The sequence below is a fragment of the Nannocystis pusilla genome, from assembly GCF_020073745.1.
Taxonomy (GTDB): domain Bacteria; phylum Myxococcota_A; class Polyangia; order Nannocystales; family Nannocystaceae; genus Nannocystis; species Nannocystis radixulma.
This window is the reverse complement of the sequence record NZ_JAIRAU010000029.1, coordinates 1-19,565: the sequence shown is the minus strand read 5'-3', so window position 1 is coordinate 19,565 and position 19,565 is coordinate 1. Positions and strand designations below refer to the sequence as shown.

Sequence of the window (19,565 nt, the reverse complement as noted above, 5' to 3'; positions counted from 1 at the left end):
TCGCAGCTCCATCCGGTCCGGAGACGTTGACCACGCTCCCAGAGACTTCGACCCGATTGCCGCTGCATGAAAGGCCCGCGCCTCGCCGGAGACCTCGCGGCCCTCACCCTCGCCGCGTGCGGGTGCGGGCGAGCGCGTGCTCGACCGCGTGCTGCAGCGTCTGGCGGACGGTGATCTGGCGCAGCGGCTCCTCGAGCCCCGCGATCGCCTGCGCCACGGCCGGCGAGATCCCCGTCACCACCGCCTCCGCGCCGAGCAGGCGCACCGCGCGGATCGTCTGCATCATCGCGTCGACGATCGCGGCCTCGACGTGACGGACGCCGGTGAGGTCGAGGATCACGACGTCGGCGCCGGCGGCCGACACCCGCTCGAGCAGCACCCCGGCGATCTGCTGGCTGCGCTCGTGGTCGATCTCGCCGATGAGCGGCACCGCCAGCACGCCCTCGGCGATCGGGATGATCGGCGTCGACAGCTCGAGCAGCGCCGAGCGCTGGGCCTGGATGATCTCCTGCTGCAGCCGCAGGCGCTCGGCCTCGGTGCGGCGCACCTCGGTGACGTCGGAGGCGACGATGCCGACGTAGTCGGCCGACCCGCCGCCGTCGCGGATCGGGAACATGTGGCTGAGGAGCACCCGCGTGTCGCCCTGCCATGAGACGCTCTGCTCGAGCACCAGCGGCTCGCCGCTGCCGAACACGCGCTCGATCGGCGCCCGGAGCGCCTCGGCAGCGTCGGGCGGCACGACATCGGCGACCCGCTGTCCGGGCAGCTCCGCCGGCGCCCACCCGACCTGTCGCGCCGCCTCGTGGCTCGCCAGCACGTAGCGGTAGCTGCGATCGATCGCCAGGATCGCCAGCGGCGCGTTCTCGACGATCGCGTGCAAGATCGTCCGCGTCTCCTGCAACGTCGCCTCGGCGCGGCGCTGCTCGGTGATGTCCGTCGAGATGCCGCCCTGGCCGATCAGCGCGCCGGCGCTGTCGAACACCGGGTACTTGCGCGAGAGAAACACGTGCACGCCGTCGGCCTGCGGGGCGTGCTCCTCCTGCGTGACGGTCCGCCGCTCCTCGACGACCTGGCGGTCGACCACCCGGAATTGCTCATAGACCTCCTTCGGGAACAGGTCCGAATCGCGGCGGCCGACGACCTCCTCGCGCGGCAGCCCGATCAACCGGAGGAACATGTCATTCACGTGCGTGATGACGCCGTCCGTGTCCCGCAGGTAGATCACGCCGTCGATGTGCTCGATCGTCGCTTGCAGCAGCCGCTCGAGCCGATCTCGCTCGCCGATCCGGCGGCGAAGCTCGGCGTTCTCGGCCTTGAGTCGTGCGATCTCGGGGTCGTCGCTCATCGACTGGCAACACTGCAGCACCCCGCGCCGAACGCCTCACCGGCGCCGGAAAACGCTGCGCGAGTTGACATGGGGGGCACAGACCTCACACGCACTCCGCGCGGGCGCGCTCCCACACATGCTCTAAAGGACATGTTCGGCAGCGCCGTCAAGAGTCGTACCGATGCACGGCATCTCGCAGCACGCGCTGGCGCGGTGGAGCGCGCGCGTCGATCCGCATGGATGGTAGCAGTCGACGCGGCGCGCTGCTTGTCGCTGAAGCGTTGTCGCGGGCGCGCTCGAGCGCGATGGATCGCGGACTATCTTCGTGCGCCGCGAGGGACGGGGATGAAGTAGCGGTCGAAGAGCCGCTCGCGACGTCCTCGTCGCCGTCTCTCCACGCTGCAAGCAGTGCCTCGTCGCTCGTCATGCCCCGGCAGCCTACCGACGCGGCCCGCGGCCGACAATCGGCGGTCCTGCCCGGGGCTCGGTGCACTTTGGCGCCTCGACGGCGGCTCGAAAGCGCCCGTGGGCTCGTCGCTGTGCCGGCGTGCGGCGAGCGATACGCTCGCCGAACACTGCGAGACTCGATAAACGCTCCACGGCATGTCGGCGATGACGAGGCGATCGAGCTGCGACAGCTGCGGCAGTCGATCAAGCGCCGGCTGTTCCGCCGCCAGGACGAGGCGCCCCGGCTCGGCCGCTTCGTGATCCTTGCCGTCGTCGCAGAGCTCGGGCGGCTGGACGAAGCCGTCGCCGCAGACCGCGTTCTTGCACAGCGTCGTGCACGCGTCGGTGTCGACCTGGTTGCCGTCGTCGCACTGCTCTCCGCGGCGACAGCTCGCGAGCGAGCCCGCCGGCGGCTCACGCGCTGCGCCGCCGGCGGGCGGGCCCTGGCGGTACGAGGCCCTGCGCGGCCCCGTTGCGTGTCCCGAAGGACATGCCTTTTTAACATGTCCTTCGAGGTCTATCGGCGTCACGCTCAGTGCTGCTGGCAGTCGGACAGCAAGCAGCCGCCGGTGACCGGGCCACCACTGCCCCCCGTCGCGCTGGTGCTCGAGCCGACCGTCGTGGTGGTTGTGCCGCCGCACGGACCGCGCTGGTAGTTGTGGTCGTAGATGTACACGTTCACGCCCGGCGCGTCGTAGATCTGCGCGATCGCGTACGAGCTGCAGGGTGCGTTGCCGGTGACCGAGACGTAGGAGCTGCACGACGCCGGGTCGGCGCGCTTGGGGCCACACGTGTGCGTCTTGGTGTCGTACGCGCAGGAGGCCGACGCGAAGGTCTTGACCGTGCCCTGCGTCGAGCCGCACGGGTGGGCGAACGACGTCGACGCGCTCGCCGCCGCCCCACAGGCGCTCGGGTAGGCGTCCACGTAGGCGCTGATGTTGAACGAGCAGCGGAACGCCAGCTCATCCGCCGCGACCTCGCGGTTCGGGGTCGCCTGCACCTGGGCGATATAGTCGTGCAGCTCCGCCAGCTTGGCGCGGGTGTCGTCGCTGTCCTTCACGGCGAGCTGCTCCTCGAGCTCCTCGAGCACGGTGAACAGGCTGGCGATCGCGTGGGCCTGGCCGGCCTCGCCGATGCCGAGGTACTTCTTGTTGCCCTCGTCGTCCCAGCTGGCCCACAGCCCCGGCTCGACGGCGACCCACTCGTCACCGAAGCCGAGCGACTCGGGCGTGACGGCCTCGCTCTCCTCCGCGACCCGGGGCTCGCCCTCGGGCGCCGGCTCGGTGTCACAAGCGCCGAAGGTCAAGGCCCCGAGCGCGCACGTGGTGATGAACGTGGTGAATTGCTTGATGTTCTTGTGCATGACGGTGCTGCTCCACTCGTATCGTTGACGGTGAATCATTCGACGCGACGACCGCGCCCCACTGGTTTCGCTCCGTTTAATCCAATTCAATCATCGCTCATCGAGCTTCACCCCGGTCCCGGGCGGTCTCTCGGCGAGGGAGGCTCTGCACCCCCGCCTCTCCGACCGTGAACATTATCGGAACGCGGGTCGCGCGGGCTGTGGCCGCAGCGAGGTCGACGACCCGGAGAGGCGTCCAGAGAGCGCCTGCTCGTCGCAGCGTCCCGGGCATGGGCCCCTAGCCCCCCACAAGCTGGCAGGTGCTACTGCAGCCACTACCGGGGACACCATTCTCGCCCCCTTTGTCACACTGCTCGTCCTGACCATCACCGTTGGGCTTCTGAACGTCGCCATCGCCACAGTACGTCCTCCCGCATTGGTCACACGCATCCGCCGGGACATCGTTGCCGTCATCGCACTCCTCTTCGGCCTGGACGATGCCGTCCCCGCATGTCTGCGAGCAGTTGCTGTCGGCCAGCGGATCGTTCTGGCCGGCGAGGAGGAGCAGCGGGTCCCCCCGCGTGATCAGGTCGCCCTTTAGATCTCGGACGTAATATACAAAACGCGCGCCGGTCACATTCAGCCAAGGATCGGCCGGAAAGACTTGGACGATATTGGTGCGATCGGGGAGCAGATCGGTCACGGCGAGGGGATATTGATGAACCCCGTCGTCGGTCTTGACCTCGAGGAGGACCGGCTCGCGCGTGTCCATGTTGTCTGTGAGAGCCAGGCCCGCGGTCAGGCTCTGGGGTTCGTCGTCGACGATGGCGATACACCGCGGGCAGTAGGTCACGGGCGGCGTCGGCTCGGTCCAGGGCCACGAGGCGGGGATCGTCTCGGGGAGCGCGGTCGCGGGCCAGGTGATGCTCGCTCTTCCGCACGCGTTCATCGCCTCGGCCGAGCTCTCGAAGGCCGAGCCGAGAGTGATATGGTGCGCCGTCTCGGCGGCGCAGGCGAGCATGGCGGCGCCGCGCGCCGCGAGCTCCTCGGTGCGGTCCGGGAGCTCGACGCAGGCAGGAGGCGTGTCACAACCGCCAGCCGGGGCGGATTGACAGGCGGCGACGAGCGCGTCGCAGAGCGACACCTGACGCGCCTCCAGCGGGCGCGGTCCCAGCTGAAAATCCGAGGTGCCGGCTGCAGGCAGCGGATGACCGCTGTCGTATACGATGCGCATCACCTCGTCGCCGGTCAGGCCGGGAAAGTATGACCATAGCCAGGTCGCTGTCACCGCAGCGGCGGCGGCGGCGACAGAGCTGCCGGTGAGCATCTCGCTCGTGCCCTGGGCGGTGCCAAAGGCCACGCCGGGGGCGACCAGGCTCGCGGTGGCGCCCTCGCGGGCGTTGGAGAGCGGACCGCCGTCCAGGCCGACGTGGCTCACGGCGTGGACGAGGGGGGCCATGGTCCCGGTCCGGGCGTCGGCGCGAAAGCCCAGGCCCGCGCACTCTTCGGGGAGCGGCGCACGGAGTCGGGCGAGGAATCCAGGGCCCACGGGGCCTTGCTCCTCACACGACGCGGTGCTCTCGTTGCCGGCGGAGGCGATGATGATCGCGTCTTCACAAGAGGCATGAACGATCGCCGCGAGGACCGCCTGGACCGGTACGGGCACGGTGTCGACCGCAGCCGGGCTGAGAAGGTCGCCGACCGGCTTGTCGAGCAGCGCGAGCGCACCGAGCTGCTCACGCGGTTCCCACCCGACCGCGAGGAGCATGACGAGGTGCGCGGCGGCCTTTTGCCGCCAGGTATCGGTCGCTTCGACGACCCCGCGAGCGAGGTCTGCCAGGCTGCCGTAGTAGCCGCCGCGCCGGCGATCGAGGAGCTCCGTATTTTGTCGCAGCCGCGGCAGGCCGAGGACATTGAACACGTCGGCGACGCAGCGCCCCCCCTCGCAGAGCAACCCCTCGACGAGCTCACGCAAGGTGAGGCCGTGACGCGCGTTCGGAGCGAGGCCGCTGTCGACCAGCGACTCCGGAATGGTGTCGACCACGGACAGCGCGACCTGCGGATCCGTCGTCAGGTCCAGCGGCACGATGGGCTTGCCGACGCGCTGCTCGAAGGCCGCATGGACGAGCTCACGAAACCGCTCATCCGTGGCGAAGCCGTCCCCCTGGGGCGTCACCAGCGGACAGTCACGCGTCAGACCGAGGACCCCGTCGGCGACCCCCGGCAGAGCGTCGACATCGGGCGCAGATGCGTCGCCAGAGACCCATGTATAGCGGCAAAAACGCTCGAGATATCCCTCCTGGATGGAGAAGAGCCCTTGCCCCTCCCATGCTCCGCCTTGACCCGGAAATTCGCCGCAATCGTCCCGACCGTCGAGCAGGCCGAGATAGAGCTCGTCCTCACATTCAACGGTGGGCGGGGCGGACTCCGCCGGCGTGGTGCATCCCAAACCGGCGGACATGAGAAACAAGATTGTCGTGAAGCGCATCTTACCATCCATGGTCTTCTGCTCCGGCGAATACGGCGACTCTTTATCCCTGTAGACAGCGGCGAGGCCGGATCTGGACGGCGCCCGGCGAATTTGTGCACTCAGGGCACCCAGACCCTGAACGCGCACAGATCGGGGTACGCCTCGCAGCGCGCGCCGGCGAGGAGCTCTGCCTGCGCCCGCGAGAGCAGCCCGGGGTCGAGCAAATCGGCGGTGGTCGTCGCCTGATCGTAGAACGCTCGCATGAGCTCGCTCGCCGCGCGGTCCTCGACGGCGCGGGTGGTGGCGACCACCACGGCGGCCCCTCGCAGCACGAGCGCCGGCGCCAACGAGAGACCCCCGCTGGGCGCACCGGGATCCACCAGTCCGGTTTCGCAGGCGGGTAACAGGACGAGCGGTGGCGCCGACGGCAGCGCGGCGAGCACGTCATCGACGCTGATGCTGCTGTGGTCCGCGAGCTGCAGCTCGATGTTCCATGGATCTGGGGCCTCCACGACGTGCGCGGGGCGGCCGGCGTGACCGATGAAGTGAAATACCAGGCCGTCCGCGAGCCCGTCGATGACGCCCTGATGGCCTTCATGGGCCGCGAGGACCCGAGCGGGGAGCCCCAGGCGCCGCCATGCCGCAAGGACGGCGTCGGCCTCGTCGTTCGCCAAGCGGAGCCCCCCCTCGGGATCGGCGACGACGAGCGTGGCCGTAGTCCTGAGCGGTTCGATCTCGGACGCCGAGGTATCGACGGCATAGACCACCGGGACGGTCGCCAGCAAGGGCCCGTCTCGCCACGGCAATGCGTGCACCTCGATCTCGGCGGACTCCCCCGCGACGTAGACCCGCACGACCCGTGCCCGTTCGAGCGCGCGCTCGAACGGGGCCAGCAATGTCTCGCTCTGTAAGTCGGCATCGCTCGAGCGCGGGAACGCGGCCCGTCGGGTCTGAATCCCCTCTTCGTCCGCCGCGAACATCAACAGACCTCCTCCGACAGGGAAGTAGAAGAGCTGGAGCTCGCCGGGCTCCGGGGAGCGAAGGCCGACGCACGTCGGGGCGGTCGAGGCCGGCTCGTCGCCGTCCAGCGCTTCTTCCAGCCCCGAGCGAGCGGCCATGTCGAGGCTGCGCCGTTCCTGGTAGCGTCTTTGCCGGGTCACTGCGCTCCGGAGGCGATCCCCACCGCGATTCATGGCACTCGCTCGGCGGAGCGCCAAAAACCGCTCGCGGGCGGGCGCGAGTCGCTGCGGTGGAAGATTGACGAGTCGCTCGGCTGCCCGGAGCGCGCGTCGCCTCGCCGTCCGCATCGTACACAGCGCCTCGGCGGGGCGCTCTGCGGCGAGCGAGAGGGCCAGCATGCGCGCCACGCCCTGATACCAGTCCGCCGCCGCGCGCTCGCGGGCCGCTCCGAACCCCCACGGCAGCAGCAGCTCATCGCGCGCAGCCTCGGCGGCCGCGTAGGCCGCGAGCGCCCGTTCGGGCTGCCCCTGGGCCTCGTGGAGCAGACCCTGATGATAGGCAGCGTGCATCATCAGCTCGGGCCGCCGCGTCCGGAGCGCCAGCGACGAGAGCGCAGCGACGCTCGCGTCGGCCCGCTCGAGCTGGCGAGCCGCGAGGTGGGCCTCGATCTCGGCGATTCGGTACCACTGCGCCTCGTCGAGGTCGAGCTCGTCGGGATCGATGGCGACCAACAGCGCCAGGGCCTCGTCGTGACGACCGTCCTGCAGCTGGGCGAGCGCCAGGTTGATACGGTTGTTCTGCGCCAACCGGTGGCTCCGGCACGCGGTCGGTCCCTCGTACGCCGCTCGGGCCCATTCGAACAACACACGGGGATCCGGCCCAGTCCCTCCGCGCTGCCGACGCATCAGGAGCGTCCAGCCGATATTGGTCCAGGCAGTCGCGTGCGCGCAGAGATCCAGGGTATCGCGCGAAAGACCCGCGATCTTGGCCTCGATCTGTCGCAGCGCGGCGTCATCATGGATGGCGTCGGCGAGGACATAATGTGAAGAGAGATAGCCGAGCTCGTCAGCGCGGCGCTGGAGGCGCTCCGCGAGCCGGCGGGCGTGCTCGTAACCCGAGCTCGCGTCCCGCCAGCGCTCCTGCAGCTCCGCGATTCTGGCGCAGAGATAATAATACTCCGCGGCGAGACTGGGCACCGAACTCCCGCAATGCGCCTCGGCCCGGAGGATGGAGGCCGCGGCCTCGAGGTCGTTCTTGTCGTCGATGTGGCGCGCAGCAAGGGCGAAGGCGAGCTCGCAGCGCCGCGATGTCCATCCGACCCGGTCATAGGCTGCCAGGGCTCGCTCGGCGAGCTGTACGCCCCGCTGGAAGTGCCCGTTTCGAAAGGCGATGCGCTGGCGTAGGTCGAGGGCGGCCGCGGTTTGACCGCTGTCGCCCTCGTCGACCCCGGCCTGGGTGGTCGCCTCGAGGATCTTTTCGGCTCGAACGAGCTCCCCGCGCTTGAACGCCCGTCGGGCCTCCCTCAGCGCCGCGGCCTCGGACGGGAGCGGCTCCACGTCCAGCGCCCATATCGCACGACCCGACGGCGCAATGAGCGACAGGCGACCACCTCCGGGTGGCAACTCGACGCGAGCCCAATTGCTGTCGCTCTCCCGGCCGGCAAACGTGTGGAGGTTGGTACCGGCGCTCTGCAGACGCGGGACGGCGTCCCCGGCCCGGTACCAGACGACGATGCTCCCGGACCCGTCCGGAGCCAGGAAACAGCGCCCCGTCCGCTCCTCGTCACATTGCCATGAGACCTCGACATGGCCCACCTCCGGGTCATGGAAGGTTTGTGCGCCGGTGCTGGTCAGCAGCCGCAGCGCAGTGAGCGCGGCCAACAGCATGCGCCGTACACCGACCTCAGGACGAGACCTCGACCCGCGCGAGCAGTCGCTCCTGGACCTCGTGCGGCTGCGCTGCGTCGCGGAGCTCGACGGACAGCGTCCAGACGCCGGTGGCCTCGCGCGAGAGATCGTCCGCGGCACCATGGACCTCGATGACCCCCTCGCTCGGATCCATCAGCCATGGCCACGCGAGCTCGACCTGCCGATCGGCGTGGGCCGCAACGACACGCAGCGCGAGCGCCTGATGCACCGGAGCTCGCGGTGTGAGCCGGAGCGTGACCCGCTCCCCCGATCGGAAGACATGGACGCCGCCGGCACGGCTGTCGCGGTGCGTGACAGCGTGGCCCTCGACCGCCAATGCGTACCCCCAAGATCCGCTCTGCGCGCTCTCGGGAGGCGGCGAGGCGGGGCGGTGGGAGACGTCGGGCCGCATGAAGACGAGCAGGACCGCCGCGGCCGCGAGCAGCGGCGTAAAGACGAGGAGAGCCCCGCGCACCGCAGCGCGGCGAACCGGCGGAGGTCGGCTCGCCCCGGCGTCGAAGAACTTTCGTAAGAGAAGCTCGCGCCCCCGCCGGTCGCCTGGCGTCATCCACCGCTCCTCGGCCGTCGGCACGGCGACCTCGGTCACGAGCGCATGGATGCGATCATCCAGCCGCGCCGCGGCCCCTAACTCATTGAGTAGATCGTCGGTCATGGGCTCATGCATAATTTTTCCCTGTCTCGCGGCGATGGTTGGGCCGGAGGCGCCGGCGACAACAGCGGACTGTCGAGAGACTTCGCGATGGAGCGAACCTGACGGCGAAAATACGAGGCCAAGTCATAGATTTGGCTCACCCCCAAACGCGCCTCTGCGGCGATCTCGGCCGGGGCGCGCTGTTCGATGAAGATCTGGCGGAAGATGCTCCACCGGGCCTCACCGAGCTCCGCTCGCACCGCATCGAGCAGTGTCATGAGATCGACGATGCGGTCCAGGTCGGACACCAGGTCATGCCGCAGCGGCAGACCGTCGTCGATCAGGGCGACGATCTCGTGGAGAGGCAAGGAATGGTTGGCCCACGGGTTCTTGCGATGCCCCTTGAGCGTGCGCAGGATGTGACGCTGGGCGACGAGGTGTACCCAGCTGTTCAGGCTCCGGCCGCGGGCCGGATCCCACATGCGCAGCACTCGACCCTCGTCCTTGAGCAGGAGGATCCAGGTCTCCTGCACGAATTCCTCGATCTCCTGCCCGATATCTCGTCCCAGAGCCCGTGCAATCGGCCGCACGGTCTGCTGGACGGCACGCTCGACGACCGACCACAGCGTGACCGCCAGCCTCCGCCGCGCTTCGTCGGAGCCATGGAAGGCGAGGTCGATGTCGTCGGGCCGGAGCTCGGCGCCCCTCTTGGTTGCGATCGTCTCGTCCATGAGCAAGGGCGTGCAAAAATTACTATTGGCTTCGAGCCCCGAGAATCTGGACAGGCTCATGCCCCATCTTTCCTGTTAACTCGTGTAAAAAATCACAGATGCGCGGCTCAAAGACGGGTACTTCGAGGCGTCGATGGATGTGCCTGGGGCCGGCCAGCCCCGCCTGCGACCTGCTTTGGCGAGAATGGGCGGCTCTCGGGACTCGAGCGGCGCGCGGCGATCGACGCCGGCGCGGTTTTCGTGCCACAAGGCGGCCATGCTGCTGACCCGCGCCGAAGCGACCGGATACCGCGAGACCTCCCTGCACGCCGACGTGATGCGATTCGTCGCCGGCCTGCAGGCGCGCAACGACCCGCGCCTGCACGTCACCGAGTTCGGCGCGAGCCCCGGCGGACGCGAGCTGCCGCTGCTCGTGCTGTCGCGCGACGGCGTGCGCACGCCCGAGGAGGCGCGCCGCGCCGGCCGACCGGTCGTGCTGATGCTCGACGGGATCCACCCGGGCGAGGTCGAGGGCAAGGAGGCGAGCCTCGCGCTGGTCCGCGACCTGCTCGACGGCAAGCACCCCGACTGGCTGTCCGAGCTGGTGCTGCTGGTCGTGCCGCTGTTCAACCCCGACGGCAACGACGCCCTCGACCCCGCCAACCGCCGCCTCGACCTGAAGAAGCTCGCCGGCCAGCCGGGCCCGGTCGTCGGCACGCGCACGCAGAGCGAGGGCATCAACCTCAACCGCGACTACCTGCGCCAGGCCGCGCTCGAGATGCGCCTGCTGCAGCAACGCGTGTGCATCCCGTGGGCGCCCGACCTGACGATCGACAACCACGCGACCAACGGCTCGGTGCACCGGTTCCAGATGACCGTCGACGTCCCGCACACCGTCGAGTCCGGCCGCGCCGAGCCGATCGCCTTCATGCGCGAGCGGCTGGTGCCCGACGTGATCGCGGCGGTCCGCCGACGCGGCTTCGAGAGCGGGTGGTACGGCAACTTCGTCGAGGACGAGCAGGTGCTCGACGCCGGCGGCGACGTCGACCCCTCGACCGCCGTCGGCCTCGGCTGGATGACCTACCCGCACCACCCGCGCTTCGGCTCCAATTACCGCGGTCTCACCAATCGCCTCGACCTGCTGCTCGAGTGCTACAGCTATTTGCCGTTCGCCGAGCGCGTGGCGACGGCGTCGGCGTGGCAGATCGAGACGCTCGAGTGGGCCGCGCGGCACCCCGCGGCGATCCGCGACGTCGTCGCCGCCAGCGCCCGCCCGCCCGGGCGCGTCGCGGTGCGCTACCGGCTCGATCGGTTCGCCGAGCCGATCGAGATCCTGACCCGCGAGCCGCGGATGCCCGACGGCGCGCCGGTCTCCGTGACGATCCCCCACCACGCGAGGTTCGTCGGCACCGCCGTCGTCGACCGCCCGCGCGCCTACCTCGTGCCGCCGCCGATCGCCGCGCACCTGCGACAGCACGGACTGCGCGTCGAACCTGCGGCCGGCACCCACGACGTCGAGGTCGCCCGCGTCGCGGCCATCGACGCCGAGGGCGGTCGCGCGATCCTCGAGGCGGCCCGCGTCGGCGAGGTCAGCGTCGAGTGGCGCAGCGAGGCGCGACCGGCTCCCGCGGGCTGGTCGCGCGTCGACACCGACCAGCCGCTCGGCGCGATCGCGGTGTACCTCTGCGAGCCCGAGAGCGACGACGGCGCGGTCGAGAACGGCCTCGCGCCCGCCCCCGCCCTCGGCGACGAACACCCGGCCTGGCGCCTGCGCTGATCATCAGCCCTCGTTCGATCGCCGATGGCCCGGTGAGCGGTTACCTGGCTCGAGAGGGCGCTGGCCACTCCGCGCACGTGAGGATCTCCGCTCCCCTGCCGCGAAAGACCGTGTCGACGAGGAACTCGTGCACCGCCGGGTCATGGTCGGCGCACCCGTCGCGGAGCACGGTCAGCCCGTAGCCCCGGTCCGACGCGTCGTACAGCGTCGCCGCGACCATGGCGCTGGTCGCCACGCCGGTGAGCGCGAGCGAGTCCACGCCGCGCGCGCGGAGCACCAGATCGAGGTCGGTCCCCGCGAACGCGCTCGTGCGCCGCTTGAGCACGACGACGTCATCCGCGGTGACCTCCAGCGCGACCTCCGTACCCGGCGAACCCTCATGGAAAAATTCACCGGCCCGGTAGAAGCCCGCGAACGGCTCACCCGCCACGTCCGCGCCGTTGGCCCGAAACGCGGTGCGTACGAACACGACCAGCACCCCGGCCGCGCGAGCTCGCGGCAGCAATTCGGTCACCGGCGGTACCACCGCCCGCGTAAACGGGTAGTTGTCGAGAATCCCGGCCTGGAGGTCGCCGACGATCAGCGCGCTACGCATGATGCGAGCTTGTCCATCCGGCGCCCCGCGGTCAACATCACACCGAGGCCATCCGCTGAATTCCGGCGGATTGACGGTAGGCGGTGCCGACAACGCCGCCCTCGCTCACTGTCCTGCGTGAACCAGGTCGGCGGCGTGTTCCAGTTGGTCGACGACGGCGCCGAGCGGTGCCGTGGTGTCGATCTCCAGATCGGCGCTCGCGCGCAGCAGCGGCTGCACCTCGGCGTGGTCGGCGAGGATCTTGGCGCGCTCGGCGGGCGACTTGCCGAACTGGTTCGTCGTACGTGCCACGAGCCGCGCGAGCATGACGTCGATCGGTGCGCACAGCAGCACGACCCGGTCGAACAGCGGGTAGCAGCGGCCCTGGTTGCTGCGGCAGCCCGCGACGAACAGGTGACCCGCGCGGTCTCGGTGATCGCGTCCACCCGCCACACCCAGTCGCGCGACCCGTCGGGCAGCGCGACCCACTCGTTCCATTCGTCGCTGTCGGTGTCCACGACGTGATGGCCACGCGCGCCGAGTAGCGATCACCGGCTCACGGCACGAGCACCGCACGGAACCGGGCGCGCCCCTCCATCATGCTGGCGAACGCCTCCTCCGCCTGCTCGAGCTTGTAGGTCTCGACCCGCGGGCGCACGTTCGTCAGCGCGCTGAAGGCCATCGTATCCTCCGAGTCGATCGCGCTGCCGCTGGGCCAGCCCGCGATCGTCTTCCCGCTCAGCAGCCCCATCGCCGACACCTGCATCGGCTCGAACGGCGCCGCCACGATCAGCAGCTTGCCGCGCGGCTTGAGCCCGCCGACGGTGCCCTCCATCGCCGCGCTGCTCGGCGCCGTCGCCAGCACCAGGTCGGCCCCGCCGAGCTTCTGCAGCCCCTCCGCCGCGTCGACCACCGCCGTGTCGATGTACTCGTGCGCGCCGAGCTCGCGCGCCAGCGCGGCCTTGTCGGCCCCGCGCGAGAGCGCCACCGTCCGAAAGCCCATCCGCGCCGCGTACTGGATCGCCAGGTGCCCGAGCCCGCCGATGCCCTGCACCGCCACCGTCGCCCCCGCACGCGCCCCGCTGTTGCGCAGCGAATTGTAGGTCGTCACCCCCGCGCACAGCAGCGGCCCCGCGTCGACCGCCGACAGCTCCTCGGGGATCCGCGCCACGGACTCCGAGGGCACCACCGCGTATTCCGCGTACCCGCCGTCGTGCGAGATGCCCGTGACCCTCGCCTTGACACAATTGAGGAACAGCCCGCGCCGGCACGAGTCGCACTCGAAGCAGTGCCCGCCGTGCCAGCCCACCCCCACCCGGTCGCCGACCTTCCACGCCGTCACATCGGCCCCGACCGCGTCGATCCGCCCCGCGATCTCGTGCCCCGGCACCCGCGGTAGCACGATCCCCGGATATGCCCCGCTGCGCGTGAACGCGTCGCTGTGGCACACGCCGCACGCCTCGACCTTCACCCGCACCCAGCGCGGTCCCGGCGTCGGGATCTCCCGCTGCACGAGCTCGAAGGGACCGTTGGGCTTGCTGACCTGAAGGGCACGCATCGTGGACATGCCAGCGACGATGGTCGACCTCGCCGATTCCCGCAAGGGCCCCGTCGAAGCGGGTCATCGCCCCCGCAGCTCCTCCTGGACGCCCTCCGGCGGCTACCCTGAGCCTCGACCCTCCGGCGCCCCCAGGGGCAGGGCGCCGTTAGCGCGAGCACGCAGCCGAGAGAACGCCCGATGCATCTCGCGGCCGCGACACGGTGCATGACCGTAAGAACATGTCTATATGAACATGTCTATATGGACATGCACACTTCGACGTGTCCTTTTGATCACGATACATTCGACGGGGAGCCTGGTCCGCCGCGCGTCGAGCCCTCCGTCGGGCCGCCGCCGTCACGGTGGCGCGAATGCGCCGCACCACCGTGACCTCTCGAGGGGTTCAGGCCCTCATCTCCTGCTCCCGCTCCGCTCCTCCGCGGCGCGCTCCGCCGGCGAGCAGGTCTCGCGCTGCCGGCAGGATCACCTGGTGCAGCGTCCGCGCCGCGTGTCGCTGCGACGTCGCGCGGTCGAGCAGCCCCACCTGGGCGAGCACGGTCGCGTCGTCGAGTCGACCCGGGAGCGGCACCGCCACGCCCTCGCGAGCGGCCGCCGCGAACACCTCTGCCACGGCCGTACGCACCGCCGCGCCGCCGTGCCGGATCGCCCAGGCCACCGTGCGCCAGCCGAGCAACGCATGGCGCTGCTCGTCCTCCGCGATCCCCCGCAGCACCTCGCGGATCGCCGGCTCCTCGCACACCGCCGCGGCCTCCCACGCCAGCAGCGACGCGACCGTCTCGCCGATGCAACCGTCGAGCGCCGCCTCGACCGCGACCGCCACGAGGTCCGGCGCCAGCGGCACGCTCGCCCCGAGCGGGAAGGCGCCCGGGCCGACCGGTGCGCCGCCGATCGCCGACGCGATGGCGAAGCCGTGGCGCGCGTGCCTCACCTCGTCGAGCGCCGCCGCGTGGGCCTGCTCGATCAGCTCGGGCGGCGCCCCGTGGCGCATCAGGTCGAGCGCGACCCGGCTGAACGCCGCCACGGACGCGTGCTCGTCGAGCGCGGCCCGCGTCCAGCGGATTACCAGCTCCTCGCGTACCGCCTGCGGCAGCGTCGAGGCCGTCACCGCCAGCGCCGCGGCCCAGCGATCGTCCGTCACCGTGGCCGCGAGCACGGGCTCGCCCTCGACCCGCAGCGGGCGGCCGTAATCGCAGTTGGGCTTGGTCTCCTTGACCGGATAGCAGCAGCCCGGCACCCAGTCTTCCTCGCTCTCGACCCAGTCGGAGATGTTGTCGACGCGCTCGCCCTCGCCGAGGACCCGCACGATCTTCGAGCCGCAGGCGCCCGTCAGCTTGTCGCGGTCGACGTCCCTGGGAGCGGGGCACTCCTCGACGGACGGGTCGACCGCCATGCAGGCCTCACCCTCGACGGTGCAGGCGGAGCCGAGAGCGACGAGGATGGAGCACAAGAACAAACGATAAGGATCGATCATCCCCGAACTGTAGCAGATGCTCGTCATCTTCCCGCTGCCCAGGGCGCCCGACCCTGCAGGGACCGAGACGGCGCCCCGGGCGGGTGGGGGTGACGGGGCTCGAGACGCGGCTGGCGAACGGCGGCCACGCGATGATCTCGCCGGCCCGGGGCACACGTCGTCGCCGAGCAGGAGGGCGACGTGGGCCCGCCGGTCGCGCTCACCACGACGGTCGCGCCGCGCCGTCGTGGCGGGTAACATCGGCCCATGATCGCCACCGCCCGCTTCCGCGAGATCGCGCTCGGCTTCGAGGGCGCGAGCGAAGTGCCGCACATGGATCGCGCCGCCTTCCGCACCAAGCGGCGGATCTTCGCCACGCTGCCGCCCGACGGCGCGACCGCCAACCTCCTCCTCGAGCGTGATCTGCAGGAGGCCCTGTGCGAGGCGAAGCCGGAGGCGTTCGCCCCGGTGCCCGGCGGCTGGGGACGGATGGGCTACACGACGGTGAACCTGCGCGTCGTGTCGGAGCCGGATCTGCTGGCCGCGCTGACCGAAGCGCACGCGCGTGCGAGCGAGCCGAAGAAGAAGCCGGCGGCGAAGCGCGCCCGCCGGCGCTGATGCCGGCAGGCGGCGACGCTCCGAGGTCCTCGAAGATGTCGCCGCTGCGGTCGAGCGCGAGCCCGGTGAGGAAGGCGCGGCGGGTCGGCAGGTACATGCCGTGACCGATGGCGAAGCTGATCACGAGGGTGAAGGCCATGCAGCCGAGCGCGGCGCCGAGGTGCGGCGAGGCGGCGTAACAGGCGCCGTCCCGGGCGGCGCGCCGCGCTCCTCCCGCTGCTGCACCTCGGCGGTCCACATCCGCGCGGCAGCGTGCCGGCTCACGACGACGGTCGCGTCGCCGCCCGGGTGCCGTCGAGCAGCGGCGCGAGGCCGTCGAGCAGCGGCTCGAGGCCGAACTCGAACAGCAGGTCGAGGTCGAGGTCGTAGTTGTCACTGAGGTCGGCGAGGACCTTGGCGAAGGTGGGGAAGGCGCCCGAAGCGGCGAGCTCGCCGAGCGCGGGGGAGTGGGCGTCCATCCACTCCTCCTCGGTGAGGCCGGAGGCGGCCTCGGCCTCGTTCTCCCACTCGATGTTGATCGCCAGGCCGCGCACGTAGCTGAACAGAGTGACGTGGACGTGGAGCATCGTCGCCGCGTCGAGACCGAGGCCGTCGATCGCGACGAGCGCCCACTCGCCGTGGACCAGGAGGTTGCGCAGCGGCTGCGGTCGCGTGATCGAGACCAGCTGCGCGAGCCACGGGTGGCGGCGGTAGATCGACCACTGCAGCCGCGCGGCCACGGTCAGACGCGCTCGCCAGCCCGCGGGCGGCGCGTCCGGGAGCTGCGCCTCGCCGAACACGGCGTCGGTCATGTGCGCGATCAGGTCGTCCTTGCTGTCGACGTGGCGGTACAGCGACATGGTCGCGACCCCGAGCTTGCCGGCGACGCCGCGCATCGACAGCGCGGCCAGGCCTTCGGCGTCGGCGAGCTCGATCGCGGCCTGCACGATCGGCTCGCGGTGCAGGTCCTCGCCGGGCGCGCTCGGCCGCCGTCCGCCCGGGCGCCGCTCGGGCTTCGTCGCGGGGCGCGGCGTCCGTGCGACCACGGTGCCGACCCCCGGCAGCGCGCGCACGAGGCCCTCGTGGCGCAGCTGCGTCAGCACCTTGGTCGCGGTGGCGATCGCGACCTGCCACTCGCGGGCGATCTGGCGGGTCGAGGGCAGTCGGTCGCCGACCCGCAGCTCGCCGTCGGCGATGCGTCGACGCAGCTCGGCGACGATGCGGACGGACGGGGGATCGCCCGTCCGGGCGGGCTTGGCGGGCTGTCGGGTCATCACGGGGCTCCGAGCCCACTGTACTAGTACACCTGCAGCCGTGGCCAGCGCCGATCGGCCGCCATGCGAGCCCAGGAATCCGAATCTTCCACTTCTGCGCCGGGCGAACCACGTCCTAGGACACCGACACCCAGAATTCTTACCAAATACGGCACAAGTGCGGCTACACGGCGGATTGTATGCCGCACGCATCTTCCGTACGGTGTACATCGCGATCGGCGCGGAGCCGGTCGCGCAGCGAAGATCGGAGCACCTTGTGAAGCACACGAAGATCCTCATCTCGGGGGCGAGCATCGCTGGGCCTGCCCTGGCCTACTGGCTGCGTCGCCACGGCTTTCACCCGACCGTCGTCGAGCGCGCGCCGGCGATCCGCGGCGGCGGTCAAGCGATCGACGTCCGTGGCGCGGCCCTCGACGTCGTCGAGCGCATGGGCCTGCTCGCGCAGGTCCGCGGCGCGAGCACACGGATGCGCGGCATGTCGTTCGTCGACGCCGAGGGCCGCGAGCTGATGCGCACCACCGAGGCCACGTTGACCGGCGGCAAGCTCGACAGCCCCGACGTCGAGCTGATGCGCGACGACCTCGCCCGCCTGCTGTACGACGCGACCCGCGACGACGTCGAGTACGTGTTCGACGACACGATCACCGCGCTGGCGCAGGACGACGACGGGGTCGACGTCCGCTTCGCGCGGGGCGAGCCGCGCCGCTTCGACCTCGTGATCGGCGCCGACGGGCTGCACTCGACGACCCGCCGGCTGGTGTTCGGCGAGGAGTCGCGGTTCATCCGCCACCTCGGCACCTGGCTGGCGATCTTCAGCGTCGAGAACTTCCTCGAGCTCGACCACTGGCAGGTGTTCCACGACACCGACGAGGCGATGGTCGGCATCTACAGCGCCCGCGACAACCGCGAGGCGCGGGCGATGCTCGGCTTCTCGTCGCCGCCGCTGGAGTTCGACCCGCGCGACGTGGCGCGGCAACAGCAGCTCGTCGCCGAGCGGCTGGCCGGGGTCGGCTGGGTGGCGCCCCGCCTCCTGGCGGCGATGGCCACGGCGCCCGACTTCTACTTCGATTCGATGAGCCAGATCGAGCTCGAGCGCTGGTCGCAGGGCCGGGTCGCCCTCGTCGGCGACGCCGCGTGCTGCAGCTCGCCGATGTCGGGCCAGGGCTCGAGCGTCGCGCTCGTCGGCGCCTACGTGCTCGCCGGCGAGCTCGCGGCCGCCGGCGGCGATCACCGGCGCGGCTTCGCCGGCTACGAGGCGGCCCTGCGCGGCTACGTCGCGCAGAACCAACAGCTCGCGCTGCTGGCCGTCGAGCAGCGCCGGCCGCCCGCTCCCGAGGCGGTCCAGCGGGCCGCCGCCGTCGCGCTGCGCGCATATGGAGCGCCCGTCCCGGGCGATGTGCCGTAGACTCGCGGGCCCAGGGCCGGCTGCGCCCCGACAGGTCCAAGATGCCCGAGCTCGGCGCCGGAACGCTATTCGCCAATCGCTTCGAGATCGACCGTGTGGCCGGCAGCGGCGGCATGGGCGTGGTGTACCGCGCGCGCGACCGCGTCAGCGGCGAATGGGTCGCGCTCAAGCTGCTCCAGGCGGGCGTCGCCGGGCCGGACGACGCGGCGCGGTTCACTCGCGAGGCCCGGCTCCTGGCGGAGCTGCGCCACCCGGGGATCGTCGGCTACGTCGATCACGGCCGGACGCCGGAGGGTCAGCGATTTTTGGCGATGGAGTGGCTGGAGGGCGAGGACCTCGGCCGCCGGCTGGTGCGGGGTCGGCTGCCGCTGCCCGACTGCGTCGCGCTCCTCCGGCGGATCGCGGACGCCCTCGCGTGCGCGCACCGGAGCGGCGTCGTCCACCGCGACCTCAAGCCGAGCAACGTGTTTCTGATCGACGGGGAGCTCGCGCGGGCCAAGCTCCTCGACTTCGGCATCGCCCGCCGCCTGTCCGCGTCGCACGTCCTGACGGCGACCGGGCGAGTGATCGGGACGCCGGAGTACATGGCGCCGGAGCAGGCCCGAGGGGCGCGCGACCTGACACCGGCCGCCGACCTGTTCTCGCTGGGGTGCATCTTCTACGAGTGCCTGACCGGCCACTCGCCGTTCGGCGCCGAGCACCTCGCCGCGGTGCTGGTGCGGATCCTGTTCGAGGCGCCCGCGCCGCTGGCCGAGCGGCGGCCCGGCCTGCCCGCGCCGCTGGTCCGGCTCGTCGACCGCCTGCTCGCCAAGGACCCGGCGCAGCGCCTGCCCGACGCCGCGGCGCTCCACGCCGAGCTGGCCGCGCTCGGCGAGCTGCGAGAACCTGTCCTCGGGGACACCCTCGCCACGCGCCAGGTCACCGCCTTCGCGCAGCACGAGCAGCACCTGTGCAGCGTCGTGCTCGCCGCGCCCCGCCGCGGCGACACGACCGACGATCACAGCCGCGGGGCCACCTTGCTCCCGGAGGAGCTCTCGGTCGGCGATCCGACAGGTCGCGCGCGCGACGAGCTGCTGCACACGCTGCACGGCCTCGGCGTCTCCGCCGAATCC

15 protein-coding genes are annotated in these 19,565 nt (G+C 71.0%); 4 read left to right on the top strand and 11 right to left on the bottom strand.

All coding sequences use genetic code 11. The features are described from left to right. Positions 1–103 precede the first annotated feature (103 nt). The 6 genes from K7C98_RS23645 to K7C98_RS23620 form a co-directional block, all read right to left on the bottom strand. Positions 104–1,345 (bottom strand): PAS domain-containing protein, encoded by a 1,242-nt coding sequence (locus K7C98_RS23645; RefSeq protein ID WP_224194011.1) that lies wholly within the window; start codon positions 1,343–1,345, stop codon positions 104–106. Positions 1,346–2,306: 961 nt separating this feature from the next. After that, entirely contained in the window at positions 2,307–3,137 is an 831-nt protein-coding gene (locus K7C98_RS23640; protein ID WP_224194010.1) for a hypothetical protein, read from the bottom strand. Positions 3,138–3,414: 277 nt separating this feature from the next. Continuing rightward, the gene (locus K7C98_RS23635; protein WP_224194009.1) at positions 3,415–5,604 is read right to left on the bottom strand and encodes a DUF4215 domain-containing protein; all 2,190 of its coding nucleotides are present in this window, start codon (positions 5,602–5,604) and stop codon (positions 3,415–3,417) included. 101 nt (positions 5,605–5,705) lie between these two features. Then, positions 5,706–8,432 carry a CHAT domain-containing protein gene (locus K7C98_RS23630; protein WP_224194008.1) on the bottom strand — a complete coding sequence of 909 codons (2,727 nt, stop codon included), beginning with the start codon at positions 8,430–8,432 and terminating at the stop codon, positions 5,706–5,708. A 16-nt stretch (positions 8,433–8,448) separates the two neighbouring features. Next, positions 8,449–9,126, bottom strand: a complete 678-nt coding sequence (locus K7C98_RS23625) for a hypothetical protein (protein ID WP_224194007.1) — start codon at positions 9,124–9,126, stop codon at positions 8,449–8,451. Then, positions 9,123–9,896: a sigma factor gene (locus K7C98_RS23620; RefSeq protein ID WP_224194006.1), complete on the bottom strand. Its 774-nt coding sequence runs from the start codon at positions 9,894–9,896 to the stop codon at positions 9,123–9,125. The genes K7C98_RS23625 and K7C98_RS23620 overlap by 4 nt, the downstream gene beginning before the upstream one ends. 196 nt (positions 9,897–10,092) lie before the next feature. Between K7C98_RS23620 and K7C98_RS23615 the strand changes: the two genes are divergently transcribed. Beyond that, positions 10,093–11,592 (top strand): M14 family metallopeptidase, encoded by a 1,500-nt coding sequence (locus K7C98_RS23615; RefSeq protein WP_224194005.1) that lies wholly within the window; start codon positions 10,093–10,095, stop codon positions 11,590–11,592. A 40-nt stretch (positions 11,593–11,632) separates the two neighbouring features. Here the strand turns inward: K7C98_RS23615 and K7C98_RS23610 are convergent, their stop codons facing one another. The 4 genes from K7C98_RS23610 to K7C98_RS23595 all read right to left on the bottom strand — a co-directional run bounded on the left by K7C98_RS23610 (position 11,633) and on the right by K7C98_RS23595 (position 15,198). Further along, the gene (locus K7C98_RS23610) at positions 11,633–12,187 is read right to left on the bottom strand and encodes a cysteine hydrolase family protein (RefSeq protein WP_224194004.1); all 555 of its coding nucleotides are present in this window, start codon (positions 12,185–12,187) and stop codon (positions 11,633–11,635) included. A 105-nt stretch (positions 12,188–12,292) separates the two neighbouring features. Then, on the bottom strand, positions 12,293–12,655 hold the full coding sequence (locus K7C98_RS23605) for a hypothetical protein (protein WP_224194003.1): 363 nt from the start codon (positions 12,653–12,655) through the stop codon (positions 12,293–12,295). A gap of 67 nt (positions 12,656–12,722) precedes the next feature. Next, a complete protein-coding gene (locus K7C98_RS23600; protein ID WP_224194002.1) occupies positions 12,723–13,733 on the bottom strand; it encodes an alcohol dehydrogenase in 1,011 nt (336 codons plus the stop codon). 376 nt (positions 13,734–14,109) lie between these two features. Then, positions 14,110–15,198: a ferritin-like domain-containing protein gene (locus K7C98_RS23595; RefSeq protein ID WP_224194001.1), complete on the bottom strand. Its 1,089-nt coding sequence runs from the start codon at positions 15,196–15,198 to the stop codon at positions 14,110–14,112. Between the two features lie 246 nt (positions 15,199–15,444). On the opposite strand from K7C98_RS23595, the gene K7C98_RS23590 reads away from it, so the two are divergent. Further along, positions 15,445–15,795 (top strand): MmcQ/YjbR family DNA-binding protein, encoded by a 351-nt coding sequence (locus tag K7C98_RS23590; protein WP_224194000.1) that lies wholly within the window; start codon positions 15,445–15,447, stop codon positions 15,793–15,795. A gap of 260 nt (positions 15,796–16,055) precedes the next feature. On the opposite strand, the gene K7C98_RS23585 is transcribed toward K7C98_RS23590, so the two are convergent. After that, entirely contained in the window at positions 16,056–17,048 is a 993-nt protein-coding gene (locus K7C98_RS23585; RefSeq protein WP_224193999.1) for a TetR/AcrR family transcriptional regulator C-terminal domain-containing protein, read from the bottom strand. A gap of 256 nt (positions 17,049–17,304) precedes the next feature. Between K7C98_RS23585 and K7C98_RS23580 the strand changes: the two genes are divergently transcribed. Both K7C98_RS23580 and K7C98_RS23575 read left to right on the top strand, forming a co-directional pair. Next, positions 17,305–18,453 (top strand): FAD-dependent monooxygenase, encoded by a 1,149-nt coding sequence (locus tag K7C98_RS23580; protein ID WP_224193998.1) that lies wholly within the window; start codon positions 17,305–17,307, stop codon positions 18,451–18,453. A gap of 41 nt (positions 18,454–18,494) precedes the next feature. Then, a partial coding sequence (locus K7C98_RS23575; RefSeq protein WP_224193997.1) for a serine/threonine-protein kinase occupies positions 18,495–19,565 on the top strand: 1,071 nt, incomplete at its 3' end.